Genomic DNA, 14,186 nt, shown 5'->3' with positions numbered 1-14,186 from the left:
GGGGGAACCGGAAGTTCAGCCAGCATTACCTGAAGCGGTTATGACTGATAAAGGGGAACCAGAAGTTCAACCAGCGTTGCCGGAAGCGGTTGTGACTGATAAAGGGGAACCGGAAGTTCATGAGAAACAAGAATATACAGCTCCAATTGACGGTAATCTTGTTGAACCAGAAGTTCATGAAAAACCAGCATACACGGAACCTGTAGGCACCACAGGAGTAGATGAAAACGGAAACTTGATTGAGCCACCTGTTATCGACATTCCAGAGTATACTGAACCAATATCTACAGTTTCAGAAGTTGCACCAGAAAGAGAAGAGTTACCTTCTTTACATACTGACATTCGGACAGAAACTATTCCTAAAACGACTATAGAAGAATCTGATTCTACCAAATTTATAGGCGATGATTCTGTTAAACAAGTTGGTGAGGATGGCGAACGTCAAATTGTTACTAGCTATGAAGAGTTACATGGCAAAAAAATTAGTGACCCAGTTGAAACCGTAACTGTGTTGAAAGAAATGAAGCCTGAAATTCTTGTAAAAGGTACAAAAGAAAAGCCTAAAGAAAAAACAGCTCCCGTTTTGACTTTGGAACGAACAGACACAAATGTATTAGACCGCTCCGCAAATCTTTCTTATCATTTGGTTAATGCAGATGGAGTCAAGATCAATAAAATTACTGCGACAATTAAAGATGGAAATGAAATTGTCAAAACAGTAGATTTAACTTCAGAGCAGTTAAATAAGCAGGTAGAAGATTTAAAATTCTACAAGGACTATAAGATAGAAACCACTATGACCTATGATCGTGGTAAGGGAGAAGAGACTGCAACATTAGAAGAGAAACCACTTCGCTTGGATTTGAAAAAAGTTGAGTTGAAAAACATTGCCTCAACAAATTTAGTAAAAGTTGAAGAAGACGGAACAGAAACGTTGAACGACTTCCTGACTGAGACACCAACAGAGACTGAAAAATACTATCTCAAAGTGACTTCTCGGGATAACAAAGTGACTCGTTTAGCAGTTGATAAAATCGAAGAGATTAATCAGGCTGGCCAAGTTCTCTACAAAGTAACCGCAAGAGCTGTTGACCTTATTCAGCATACTGACCCAAGTAAGATACGAAATGAGTACGTTTATTACATGGAAAAACCACGACCAAAGGTTGGAAATGTATATTACAACTTCAAAGAACTCATTGAAGATATGCAGAAAAAACCTGATGGTGAGTTTAAACTTGGGGCTGACTTAAATGCAACTAACACCCCAACCCCGAACAAATCATATGTGACGAATGTGTTCAAAGGAAAATTATTGAGTGATGGAAGTAATCACTTCACTATCCATAATCTAGCACGGCCATTATTTGCAAGAGCTGAAAATGCTCACATCCATGACATTAATCTGGGTAATGTAAACATAAACATGCCTTGGGCTGACCGAACAGCACCACTCGGTGAAAACTTTAAGAATTCAACAATAGAAAATATCAAAGTGACTGGCCAAGTTGTTGGTAACAATGACGTGACGGGTATGGTGAACAAACTTGACGAATCCATCATGCGCAATGTTGCTTTCATTGGTAAAATCGAAAGTGTGGGTAACAAAGGTTGGTGGTCTGGTGGACTTGTCAGCGAAAGTTGGCGAAGTAATGTTGATAGCTCTTATGTAGATGCAAATATTAAGGCAAACAACGCCAAATTCGGTGGACTGATTGCGAAAATCGACCACGGTGTAAACCCTATGGATGTAAAACAAAAAGGTCACTTGACTAAATCCGTTGTTAAAGGATCCATGACTCTCAAAACAAATAACCAAAGCGGTGGACTCATTCACGATAACTACAATTGGGGATGGGTTGAAAACAACGTCAGCATGATGAAAGTAAACAATGGTGAAATCATGTACGGTTCTGGTTCAGTGGATTCGGGCGACCCAGACTTTGGATTCCATTACTTCAAGAACAATGTATATGTGAAAGATGTTGCGTCAGGCAATGTTTCATATGAACGTTCAAAACAAATTCAGGGTGTAGATCAAGCTGAAGCTGATAAACGTATCGCAACCTTCAATATCACTGCTGATAAGTATGAAATCACAGATCCTCTTGTGAATATACTTAACAACCTAACAACTCGTGATAATGAGTATAAAACAACTCAAGATTATGACGCAACGCGTGAGCAGGCATACCACAACATTGAGAAACTACAACCCTTCTACAATAAAGAATGGATTGTAAACCAAGGTAACAGATTGGCTACAAGTTCAAACCTACTGACTAAAGAAGTGTTATCTGTGACAGGTATGAAGAATGGTCAGTTTGTGACAGACTTATCAGATATTGATAAGATTATGGTTCACTATGCGGATGGCACTAAAGAAGAAATGGTAGTTACCGCTAAAGCTGATTCTAAAGTAGCTCAAGTAAAAGAGTATGATGTAGCAGGTCAAAACATTGTCTATACACCAAATATGGTTGTTAAAAATCGAGACAAACTGATTGCAGATGTGAAAGAAAGACTTTCAAGTGTTGACCTAATTTCAGCTGAAGTACGCGCGTTAATGGATATACGTAAGAAGGCAGAAGAAAATACAGATGCTCGTAAAGATGGATATATTCGTAATCTATACTTAGAAGAAAGTTTTGCCGAAGTGAAGCAAAATCTAGATAAGTTAGTCAAATCCTTGATCGAAAATGAAGACCATCAATTGAACGGTGATGATGCCGCGATGAAATCGCTACTCAAGAAAGTAGAAGATAATAAAGCTAAGATTATAATGGGACTGACTTATCTCAATCGTTACTATGATATCAAATATGGTGATTTGAGTATCAAGGATATGATGATGTTCAAACCTGATTTCTATGGTAAAACACCAAGTGTCATCGACCGTTTGATTCAAATTGGGTCAAGAGAGTATTTCTTAAAAGGAGATCGTACACAAGATGCCTACAAAGAAGTGATTGCTGGTGCAACTGGTAAAGGTGATTTACGTAGCTTCTTAAACTATAACATGCGTTTGTTTACAGAAGATAAAGATTTGAATGACTGGTTTATTCATTCTGCGAAAAACGTTTATGTGGCAGAGCCTGAAACAAGCACAGAAGCCTTTAAAGATAAGCGACACCGTGTATTTGACGGTTTAAACAATGACGTTCACGGTCGTATGATTTTACCATTGCTCAACTTGAAGAAAGCCCATATCTTTATGATTTCAACCTATAACACGATGGCTTATAGCTCATTTGAGAAATATGGTAAGAACACTGAAGAAGAACGTAAGGAATTGAAGAAACGTATTGATGAAGTCGCTAAAGCGCAACAAACTTACTTAGATTTCTGGTCTCGTTTAGCTCTTCCAAGTGTTCGTAACAAACTTTTGAAGAGCGAATATATGGTGCCAACACCTGTTTGGGATAATCAATCTTATACAGGAATTAAGGATGCAAATCGTCAAGGTTATGGAAAAGGTGGAGCCGTGGTATCTCCTATTCGTGAACTATTCGGCCCGACTGACCGTTGGCATCAAGTTAATGGAGCTATGGGAGCGATGGCAAAAATCTACGAAAAACCGTGGAAAGATGAGCAAGTATACTTCATGGTAACCAATATGCTTGACCAGTTTGGTATTTCTGCCTTCACACATGAAACCACACACATTAATGACCGTGTAGCTTACTTTGGAGGACATAACCATCGTCAAGGTACGGATTTGGAAGCCTTTGCTCAAGGTATGTTACAAACTCCTGATAAGTCAACAACAAATGGTGAGTATGGTGCATTAGGTATTAACATGGCCTACCATCGACCAAATGATGGAAACCAGTGGTATAATCCAGACCCTGACAAACTTCAAACACGCGACCAAATCGACCACTACATGAAGAACTACAATGAAGCTATGATGATGCTTGATTATGCAGAAGCTGAAGCTGTGCTTCCTAAGGTTAAAGGTGACAATAGTAAGTGGTTCAAGAAAATTGACCGCGAAACACGTCGACCTATGGATAGAAATAAACTAGGTGCTCCTCACCAATGGGACAAAGTGCGTGACTTGACAGATGCTGAGAAAGCAACCAAGCTGGAAACCATCGATGACTTGGTAAATAATAATTTCATGACCATTCACGGAAATCCAGGCAATAAAGTCTTCCACCCAGAGGACTTTGGTACAGCCTATGTCAATGTTAATATGATGGCGGGTATTTACGGTGGTAATACGAGTCCAGGTGCCCCCGGTTCTCTATCCTTCAAACATAATGCTTTCCGTATGTGGGGTTACTTTGGCTATGAAAATGGATTTATCGGATATGTATCTAGTAAATACCAAGGTGAAGCGGATAAACAAAACCAGGGTAGATTGGGTGATGATTTCATTATCAAAAAAGTTTCAAACAACCAATTCTTAAACCTTGAAGATTGGAAGAAACATTGGTATCATGATGTGAAAGCCAGAGCTGAAAAAGGATTCACAGAGATTACAATTGATGGACAAACCATTCACAATTATAACGAATTGAAAGCCTTATTCGACAAAGCTGTCACAGAAGACCTCAAGAAAGCTGGAAACTACTCAAATACTGAGAATTTGAAATCCAAAGTATTCAAAGCCCTTCTTAAAAACACAGACGGTTTCTTTAACCAACTGTTTAAAAAAGACATTTAAATGTTTAAAATATAAAGGAGGCAGTTTTTTGCTCCCTATGAAAAGTCATCATTTGATGGCTTTTTTCTATACAGGGAGCTTAAAAGGCTATCATCAGACAAAATAGAGAAGGCATGATATAATATAAGGTAGATTTCTATGTAATTAAACAAGAACTGTTTGGACATCATTTGAAAACTCTCTATGTTCAAGCTATAGTAAAATAAAATAAGTTCTCTAAACCCTTGCTACGAAAGGAAAAAAACTCAATGGCTACTATTCAATGGTTTCCTGGTCACATGTCTAAAGCTCGTCGACAGGTGCAGGAAAATTTAAAATTTGTTGATTTTGTGACGATTTTGGTGGATGCACGCTTACCTCTATCTAGTCAAAATCCTATGTTGACCAAAATTGTTGGTGACAAACCAAAACTCTTGATTTTAAACAAGGCAGACTTGGCTGATCCAGCAATAACCAAGGAATGGCGCCAGTATTTTGAATCACAAGGAATTCAGACGCTAGCTATCAACTCCAAAGAACAAGTGACTGTAAAAGTTGTAACAGATGCGGCCAAAAAGCTCATGGCTGATAAGATTGCTCGCCAGAGAGAACGTGGGATTAAAATTGAAACCTTGCGTACCATGATTATCGGGATTCCAAATGCTGGTAAATCCACTCTGATGAACCGTTTGGCTGGTAAGAAAATTGCTGTTGTCGGAAACAAACCAGGTGTGACCAAGGGGCAACAATGGCTCAAAACCAATAAAGACCTTGAAATCCTAGACACACCAGGGATTCTCTGGCCTAAGTTTGAGGATGAAACTGTTGCGCTTAAGTTGGCCTTGACAGGAGCTATTAAAGACCAGTTGCTTCCTATGGATGAGGTAACTATTTTTGGTCTCAATTATTTTAAAGAACATTATCCAGAAAAGTTGGCTGAACGCTTCAAACAAATGAAAATTGAGGAAGAAGCGCCTGTTATTATTATGGATATGACCCGTGCTCTCGGTTTCCGTGATGACTATGACCGCTTTTACAGTCTCTTCGTGAAGGAAGTCCGCGATGGCAAACTCGGTAACTATACCTTAGATACATTGGAAGACCTCGATGGCGACGATTAAAGAAATCAAAGAACTCCTTGCAACAGTCAAGAATTTAGAAAGTCCTGTTTTTTTAGAACTCGAAAGGGATAGTCGCTCTGGAGTTCAAAAGGAAATCAGCAAGCGTAAAAAAGCCATTCAGGCAGAATTGGATGAGGATCTTCGTTTGGAATCCATGCTTTCCTATGAAAAAGAACTTTACAAGCAAGGATTGACCTTAATTGCTGGTGTTGATGAGGTCGGCCGAGGTCCTCTGGCTGGTCCAGTAGTTGCTGCAGCCGTCATCTTACCTAAAAATTGTAAGATTAGAGGTCTCAACGACAGCAAAAAAATTCCTAAAAAGAAACATTTAGAAATTTATCAAGCCGTTCAAGACCATGCTTTGTCAATCGGCATTGGTATCATGGATAATCAGGTCATCGACCAAGTCAATATCTATGAAGCAACCAAACTAGCTATGAAGGAAGCAATCTCCCAGCTCAGTCCTCAACCTGAGCACCTTTTGATAGATGCCATGAAACTGGATTTACCAATTTCACAAATCTCCATCATCAAAGGTGATGCTAATTCCCTTTCAATCGCAGCGGCTTCTATAGTAGCCAAGGTTACACGTGATGAATTGATGAAGGAATTCGACCAGCAGTTCCCTGGCTATGATTTCGCTGCTAATGCAGGATATGGAACAGCTAAACACCTGGAAGGACTCGAAAAACTAGGAGTTACCCCAATTCACCGAACCAGCTTTGAACCCGTTAAATCACTGGTTTTAGGAGAAAAAGAAAGTTAAGTTAGAAGGAATGATTATGGAGGAACAGTCAGAAACACTCAGTTCCAAGAAAGAATTTGCCTTTGCCTCAAGCACTATATTATCCCAAGTTGGACGAGGAATCATCGTTGGTCTCGTTGTCGGACTCATCGTCGGATCCTTTCGGTTTTCAATCGAAAAAGGCTTCCACCTGATACAAGGACTTTATCAAGATCAAGCGCACCTAGTGCGCAATCTTTTTATCATTGGTCTATTTTATTTAATAGTTTGTTGGCTCAGTGCGAAATTAACTCGGTCAGAAAAAGACATCAAAGGTTCAGGAATTCCTCAAGTTGAAGCCGAATTAAAGGGACTCATGACCCTCAACTGGTGGGGCGTACTTTGGAAAAAATATATTCTAGGAATTCTTGCTATTGCAAGCGGCCTTATGCTGGGGCGTGAAGGGCCAAGTATTCAACTTGGAGCGGTCGGTGGTAAAGGAATTGCCAAATGGCTCAAATCCAGTCCAGTAGAGGAACGCTCCTTGATTGCTAGTGGAGCTGCCGCTGGTCTAGCTGCAGCCTTTAATGCACCGATTGCAGGACTTCTCTTTGTGGTAGAAGAAGTTTATCACCATTTTTCACGCTTTTTCTGGGTATCTACTCTCGCAGCTAGTCTCGTAGCAAACTTTGTTTCTCTGCTAATATTTGGCCTAACACCGGTACTGGATATGCCAGACAACATCCCACTCATGACTCTAGACCAGTATTGGATTTACCTCCTTATGGGAGTTTTTCTTGGACTATCCGGTTTTCTCTATGAGAAGGCTGTACTCAATGTTGGTCGAGTTTATGATTGGCTTGGTCAAAAAATCCATTTGGATAGAGCTTATTTTCCAATTCTGGCTTTCATTCTCATCATACCAGTCGGAATCTTCTTACCCCAGATCCTTGGTGGTGGAAATCAGCTAGTTCTTTCCTTAACTGAGCAAGATTTTAGTTTCCAAGTTCTATTAGTTTACTTTTTGATTCGCTTTGTTTGGAGCATGATTAGTTATGGAAGTGGCCTTCCAGGAGGAATTTTCCTACCAATTTTGGCGCTTGGCTCCTTGCTTGGAGCCCTAGTTGGTGTTATTTGTGTCAATCTTGGGCTTGTCAGTCAGGAGCAATTCCCTATATTTGTCATTCTAGGAATGAGTGGTTATTTTGGAGCAATATCCAAGGCTCCCTTAACTGCTATGATTCTGGTAACCGAAATGGTAGGAGATATTCGCAATCTCATGCCACTCGGACTAGTGACCCTAGTTGCCTACATCATCATGGATTTACTCAAGGGTGCTCCAGTCTATGAGGCCATGCTAGAAAAAATGTTGCCAGAAGAAGCGACAGATGAAGGAGAAGTCACTCTCATTGAAATCCCTGTTTCTGACAAAATCGCTGGAAAACAGGTTCATGAACTCAACCTACCACATAATATCCTCATCACCACCCAAGTCCATAACGGTAAAAGTCAAACCGTTAACGGTTCAACCAGAATGTATCTCGGTGATATGATTCACCTAGTTATTCCAAAAAGTGAAATTGGGAAAGTCAAAGATTTGTTGTTGTAGCTCTTTTTACATAATTTATGTTATGTAAAAAATAAACTTCTTAATTAAATACATTAGAGAGCCGATTTTCAGCAATGAGATCGGTTATTTTTTACAGATAAGATATTTCACATAGAAATAATTGAACATTAGTAAAAATAAGACTATAATCAAGTTAGAAATGATGATGCACAAAGCTAGAAAGGAGTTTACTGTATCAAACCTGCACAGTAAGATTAAAATCATGAAAAAGAAAACAATAGCAATTATACAATGTATTTTGTATCTCATAGCTCCTTATATAGCTCTTCAGTTATGTAGAATGAACAGAAGTTTCGTTACTGATAATCTCTTTTTTATTTTCCTCATTCTGTTGACTATTTCATTCTGGTTTAGTATTTGGAAACTAGAAAAAGCACTAGATAATGATTCACAATAGTACAACTCCAAAGATTTAGATCAAAACTAGAAATTTTTGTACTTTTCGCTAGACAGTAGATAAACCCTTGATACAACTGAGTTTAAGGCGTAATGTACACTCTCTAAAAAATGTACTTTATAATTGAAATGTACTTTATTTTAAGATTGGATAAAGTACATTTTTTTATCCAGTAGCTTAGATACATAATGTACAAAATCACCCCCTTTTAAACCCAATGTGAGCCCTAAAAACTTGATTTAACAAGGTTTTAAGTTTTAGTAAAGTACATTCTCACTAAAATTCAGGTTTAATAAATTTCCAGTTTTCACTTTGATAAGGTACATTTTTAGCTATTTTTGTTATATTTTAAATTTTTTAGTTATATCCGTCACTTCTAAAAATAACTCTTCATCATCTTTCCGAAAAACTATAATTTTCTTGAAAAATATATGAGTCTATGCTATACTACTAGTAGACTTATTTATGGAGAAAATACATGAAACGTGAGATTTTACTGGAACGAATCGACAAACTAAAACAAATCATGCCCTGGTATGTTCTGGAATACTACCAATCTAAGCTTGCTGTTCCTTACAGTTTTACAACCTTGTACGAATACCTCAAGGAATATGATCGATTTTTCAGCTGGGTTTTGGAGTCTGGCATTTCAAACGCTGATAAAATATCTGATATTCCTTTATCTGTCTTGGAAAATATGTCAAAGAAAGACATGGAATCCTTTATCCTTTACCTACGTGAACGTCCTTTGCTGAATGCAAATACAACAAAGCAAGGTGTTTCACAGACAACCATCAATCGAACCTTGTCAGCTCTTTCCAGTCTTTATAAGTATCTAACCGAGGAAGTCGAAAACGACCAGGGGGAACCTTATTTCTATCGTAATGTAATGAAAAAAGTTTCAACAAAGAAAAAGAAAGAAACGCTTGCTGCCAGAGCTGAAAACATCAAGCAAAAACTCTTTCTTGGTGATGAAACAGAAGGTTTTCTTACTTATATTGACCAAGAGTACCCACAACAGCTCTCTAATCGAGCTCTCTCATCATTCAACAAAAATAAAGAACGAGATTTGGCCATTATTGCCCTTCTCTTGGCATCTGGTGTCCGCTTATCTGAAGCTGTTAATCTGGATATAAGGGATCTCAATCTCAAAATGATGGTTATTGATGTCATTCGAAAAGGAGGCAAACGTGACTCGGTCAATGTCGCTGCCTTTGCTAAGCCTTATTTAGAGAATTATTTGGCCATTCGAAATCAACGCTATAAGACGAAAAAAACAGATACAGCCCTTTTTTTGACTCTCTACAGAGGAGTTCCTAATCGTATCGATGCTTCCAGCGTTGAGAAAATGGTTGCTAAGTATTCCGAGAACTTCAAAGTCCGTGTAACACCCCATAAACTTCGACATACCCTAGCAACCAGGCTCTATGATGCGACTAAATCGCAAGTTTTGGTCAGTCACCAGCTAGGACATGCCAGCACACAAGTCACTGACCTCTATACCCATATCGTTAACGATGAACAAAAGAATGCTCTAGACAGTTTATAAAATACATAAAATAAATTATGTAGTATATGATTTTTAAAAAAGAAGCTGGTCCTACAACCAACTTCTTTTTGATTTATCCAACTACCGCTTCAGCGATTTCTTCACGGCTAATACCAGCGAAATAGCGTGCAATATCAATAGTTTCTAGCGCTTTGAGGACATCTTCGCGTTCATATTTCACCCCACGAAGGACATCTTCTACTGCAGCAACGTCTTCAATACCAAAGAAGTCACCGTAAATCTTGATGTCTTGGATTTTTGATTCGAGAACATTAGCAAAGACTTCAACCTTACCACTAGTGAATTTTGTTCCACGACGGACGTTAAATTCAGGTGATTTACCATAGTTCCAGTCCCAAGTACCAAACTTAGTATCCTTGATGCGATTGATTTCAGCCAATTCTTCCTCAGAAAAAACGTATTCAGTCATCTCTGGGTATTCTTTTTTCATGTATTCCAAGAGTAAATCACGGAATTCTTCGACTGTGATTTTTTCTGGTAATTCATTGATAATATTGGTTACACGGGCGCGGACGGATTTCACACCTTTTGATTCAAATTTATCTTTTGAAACCTTAAGGGCATTTGCTAGGACTGATAAATCAACGTCAAAGAGCAAGCAACCGTGGTGCATGATACGCCCATTGATATAGGCCTGGGCATTTCCACAGAATTTTTTGCCATCAATCTCAAGGTCATTACGGCCTGTGAACTCAGCTTTAACGCCTAGTTGAGCCAAAGTATTGATAACTGGAGTCGAGAAGCTCTTAAAGTCAAAAGCCTTGTTTTCATCTTCTTTTGAAATGATCGTGTAGTTGAGGTTATTTAAATCGTGGTAAACAGCTCCACCACCACTGATACGGCGGACCACCTCAATACCATTTTCTCGAACATAATCACGGTTGATTTCTTCGATAGTGTTCTGGTGACGACCAACAATGATAGATGGTTTATTGATCCAAAGAAGAAAGATTTGATCCTCATCCAAAAGGTGTTTAAAGGCGTATTCTTCCAAGGCAATATTAAAGGCAGTGTCGTTTGAATGATTGATAATATATTTCATGATATCCCTTTATACGATAGAGACTGGAAAGATATTTTCCAGTCTATTCTATCTTTCTTTTATTTTTTCTTAGGTGAATGGATGGCCATTCCTAAAACATCCGCAAATGCTTCGTACATCACTTCAGAGTAGGTTGGGTGTCCGTGGATAGTCTTCAGCATTTCTTCAACAGTGATTTCCATTTCAATAATGCTTGACGCTTCGTTGATTAATTCTGCAGCTGCAGGACCGATGATATGGACACCAAGGATTTCTCCATATTTCTTATCAGCGATAACTTTTACGAAACCTTGAGCTGCATCTGAGGCAATGGCACGACCGTTAGCAGCAAAGTTGAACTTACCGATGGCTACATCGTATTTCTCACGGGCTTGTTCTTCTGTCAAACCTACTGCTGCTACTTCAGGAAGAGTGTAGATAGCTGCAGGAGTCAAATTCAATTTGGCAACAGCATGATTTCCTTTAAGGGCATTTTCAGCGGCAACTTCACCCATACGGAAAGCTGCGTGAGCCAACATCTTAGTACCATTAATATCACCTGGTGCGTAGATACCTGGAACAGAAGTTTCCATGTATTCGTTGACCTTGATACGACCACGATCCAATTCAAACTCAACCTCTCCAATACCTTCAAGGTCTGGCACACGACCAATTGAAAGAAGAGCTTTGCTTGCGATGATATCATCTTTTCCTTCAACCTTGATACGAAGTTGACCATTTTCCTCGACGATTTCTTGCAGTTTAGTACCAGTCAAGATGGTCATTCCTTTACGCTCAAGGATCAAACGAAGGTTCTTAGAAACTTCAGCGTCCATAGCTGGGACGATACGGTCCATCATTTCGATGACAGTCACTTTTGAGCCAAATGTCATGAAGGCCTGACCGAGTTCGATACCGACAACCCCACCACCGATGATAACAAGACTTTCTGGAACTTCGTTCATTTCAAGAATGTCGTCACTAGTCATCACAAGTGGAGATTCCATACCAGGGACGTTGATCTTGCTGACTTTTGAACCACCAGCAAGGATGATTTTCTTGGTTTCAATTAATTCAGAACCATTTACCAAAACATTCTTGTCCTTAGTGATCGTACCAATTCCTTTATGAACAGTAACTCCGTAGCTACGAAGAAGTCCTGCAACACCACCTACCAAGGTATTGACAACCTTAGACTTGGTTTCTAGGAGTTTATCCATATCTACAGTGAAGTTTGGATTTTCGATGACAATACCACGGTTTGCTGCATGACCGATATTCTCGATGATTTCAGCGTTATGAAGGTAGGTCTTGGTTGGGATACATCCACGATTCAAGCAGGTTCCACCAAGTTCAGATTTCTCAACAAGGGCAACCTTACCGCCGAGTTGGGCAGCTTTAATGGCTGCAACATAACCAGCAGGACCTCCACCAATCACAACAATATCAAAGGCATCATCGCTTTTACCATCATCATTTGAAGCACTTGCTGTAGGTGCTGGACTAGCTTCTGGCGCTGCGGCTCCAGCTGTTGGGATATTTTCCCCTTCTTCACCAAGATAACCGATAACTTCCGTTACAGGGACAGTTTCACCATCTCCTTTGAGGATAGCGATCAAGTAACCGTCTTCTTCCGCTTCCAATTCCATGCTGACTTTGTCAGTCATGATTTCCAAAAGGATTTCTCCTTCTTTTACAAATTCTCCGACTTTTTTATTCCATTGGACGATTTGTCCTTCTGTCATATCCACGCCGGCTTTTGGCATAATTACTTCTAAGGCCATGTCTTCCTTCCTTTATCTATATCTTAAAAATGAATACTCTTGCTCTTAAATCACCATTGAGATTGGATTTTCAATCAAGGCTTTCAAGTCTTTCATAAACTTAGCACCAGCCATACCATCTACAACACGGTGGTCAATGGTTAATCCTAGACTCATGATTGGGCGAATCACAATCTCACCATTGACGACAACTGGCTTCTCAATTGTCGAACTCACGCCAAGGATAGCTGAGTTGGGTTGGTTAATGATAGGACCAAAGGACTGAACGCCAAACATTCCCAAGTTACTGATTGTAAATGTTGAATTTTGCAGTTCACTTGGAGCCAATTTACCATCCAAGGTACGACCAATGACGTCTTTGAAGGCTACGACTAGCTCTGAAAGAGTCATCTTCTCCGCATTGTAAACAACAGGTGTCATCAATCCATTATCCATCCCAACTGCCATGGCAAGGTTGACATAGTTGTGAGTGATAATGGTCTTGCCATCTTCTGTCAATGAGGCGTTGATGTAAGGGTGTTTCATAAGAGTCTTAACAACTGCAAGTGAAAGAAGGTCTGTTACAGTAGTCTTCTTCCCAGTTGCTTCCATGATTGGCTCCAGAACCTTCGTACGAAGTGCCAACATTTCAGTCATATCAACTTCATAGTTGAGGGTGAAGGTTGGCGCAGTTAAGTAAGATTCAACCATACGTTGGGCAATAACCTTACGCATTGGTGTCATTGGAATACGCTCAATTTCACCGTATGGTGTTACGTTATCAGGAACTTCTTCCACTTTTTCAATCTGAGCAGGAGACTTGATGGTATTGTTTTCAATATTTTCAGGAAGCAGAGCCAAAACATCCTTCTTCATGATTTTACCACGATGACCTGTTCCTTGGATTTCCTGCCAAGCAATATTATGTTCGAGGGCAATTCGTTTTGCAAGTGGCGAAATGCGAACCACGTTTGTGTCTTTATAAGTTTCCACGTCTTCTTTGTGGACACGACCGTTTGCACCTGAGCCAGAAACGTCGTAAAGGTTGATTCCTAAATCATCCGCTAACTTTCTAGCCGCAGGAGTCGCTCTTAGCTTGTCATCAGCCATGACCTCTCCAATTCTATTATAAGATACTAAGGGCGTCAAAAGTCAAAGTGAAAATAGGAAACTTGACGAAGGAACTTTAGTTTCAAGGAAAGTTTATCTTTTTCACACAGACTTTAGCCCGAGTTCAATTATATGATACAAAGGGCGTCAAAAGCGACTGAAAAATAGGAAATCGACGATGGCTTCGATGAAGCCAAGG

Annotated in this window: 8 protein-coding genes; 5 read left to right on the top strand and 3 right to left on the bottom strand. The window is 39.5% G+C overall.

The annotated features are described in order from the left end of the window. The 5 genes from B7699_RS06910 to xerS form a co-directional block, all read left to right on the top strand. A partial coding sequence (locus B7699_RS06910; RefSeq protein ID WP_084927685.1) for an SIALI-17 repeat-containing surface protein occupies window positions 1-4,672 on the top strand: 4,672 nt, incomplete at its 5' end. 248 nt (window positions 4,673-4,920) lie between these two features. Next, entirely contained in the window at window positions 4,921-5,772 is an 852-nt protein-coding gene (gene ylqF / locus B7699_RS06905) for a ribosome biogenesis GTPase YlqF (RefSeq protein ID WP_060805525.1), read from the top strand. Continuing rightward, a complete protein-coding gene (locus tag B7699_RS06900) occupies window positions 5,759-6,538 on the top strand; it encodes a ribonuclease HII (protein WP_084927682.1) in 780 nt (259 codons plus the stop codon). The genes ylqF and B7699_RS06900 overlap by 14 nt, the downstream gene beginning before the upstream one ends. A 16-nt stretch (window positions 6,539-6,554) precedes the next feature. After that, window positions 6,555-8,105 carry a ClC family H(+)/Cl(-) exchange transporter gene (locus B7699_RS06895; RefSeq protein ID WP_084927680.1) on the top strand — a complete coding sequence of 517 codons (1,551 nt, stop codon included), beginning with the start codon at window positions 6,555-6,557 and terminating at the stop codon, window positions 8,103-8,105. 896 nt (window positions 8,106-9,001) lie between these two features. Continuing rightward, window positions 9,002-10,072 carry a tyrosine recombinase XerS gene (xerS, locus tag B7699_RS06885; RefSeq protein ID WP_084927675.1) on the top strand — a complete coding sequence of 357 codons (1,071 nt, stop codon included), beginning with the start codon at window positions 9,002-9,004 and terminating at the stop codon, window positions 10,070-10,072. A gap of 73 nt (window positions 10,073-10,145) precedes the next feature. On the opposite strand, the gene B7699_RS06880 is transcribed toward xerS, so the two are convergent. Genes B7699_RS06880 through B7699_RS06870 form a run of 3 tightly spaced genes read right to left on the bottom strand, consistent with a single transcriptional unit; the run spans window position 10,146 to window position 13,987 of the window. Further along, window positions 10,146-11,135, bottom strand: coding sequence for a lipoate--protein ligase (locus B7699_RS06880; RefSeq protein ID WP_084927673.1), 990 nt, complete (start codon window positions 11,133-11,135; stop codon window positions 10,146-10,148). 59 nt (window positions 11,136-11,194) lie between these two features. After that, the gene (lpdA, locus tag B7699_RS06875) at window positions 11,195-12,898 is read right to left on the bottom strand and encodes a dihydrolipoyl dehydrogenase (protein WP_084927671.1); all 1,704 of its coding nucleotides are present in this window, start codon (window positions 12,896-12,898) and stop codon (window positions 11,195-11,197) included. 45 nt (window positions 12,899-12,943) lie between these two features. Beyond that, window positions 12,944-13,987, bottom strand: a complete 1,044-nt coding sequence (locus B7699_RS06870) for a dihydrolipoamide acetyltransferase (RefSeq protein WP_084927669.1) — start codon at window positions 13,985-13,987, stop codon at window positions 12,944-12,946. Between the last annotated feature and the right edge of the window lie 199 nt (window positions 13,988-14,186).

The sequence above is a fragment of the Streptococcus mitis genome (assembly GCF_002096835.1).
Taxonomy (GTDB): domain Bacteria; phylum Bacillota; class Bacilli; order Lactobacillales; family Streptococcaceae; genus Streptococcus; species Streptococcus mitis_W.
Note: the sequence above shows the minus strand (reverse complement) of the source record. Positions and strands in the feature narration are given on the sequence as shown.

Excerpts from the sequence above, each read along its gene's own strand:
- B7699_RS06895 (WP_084927680.1), top strand. The coding sequence starts at position 6,555 with ATGGAGGAACAGTCAGAAACACTCAGTTCCAAGAAAGAATTTGCCTTT.
- lpdA (WP_084927671.1), bottom strand. The coding sequence starts at position 12,898 with ATGGCCTTAGAAGTAATTATGCCAAAAGCCGGCGTGGATATGACAGAA.
- B7699_RS06900 (WP_084927682.1), top strand. The coding sequence starts at position 5,759 with ATGGCGACGATTAAAGAAATCAAAGAACTCCTTGCAACAGTCAAGAAT.
- B7699_RS06880 (WP_084927673.1), bottom strand. The coding sequence starts at position 11,135 with ATGAAATATATTATCAATCATTCAAACGACACTGCCTTTAATATTGCC.
- B7699_RS06870 (WP_084927669.1), bottom strand. The coding sequence starts at position 13,987 with ATGGCTGATGACAAGCTAAGAGCGACTCCTGCGGCTAGAAAGTTAGCG.
- xerS (WP_084927675.1), top strand. The coding sequence starts at position 9,002 with ATGAAACGTGAGATTTTACTGGAACGAATCGACAAACTAAAACAAATC.
- ylqF (WP_060805525.1), top strand. The coding sequence starts at position 4,921 with ATGGCTACTATTCAATGGTTTCCTGGTCACATGTCTAAAGCTCGTCGA.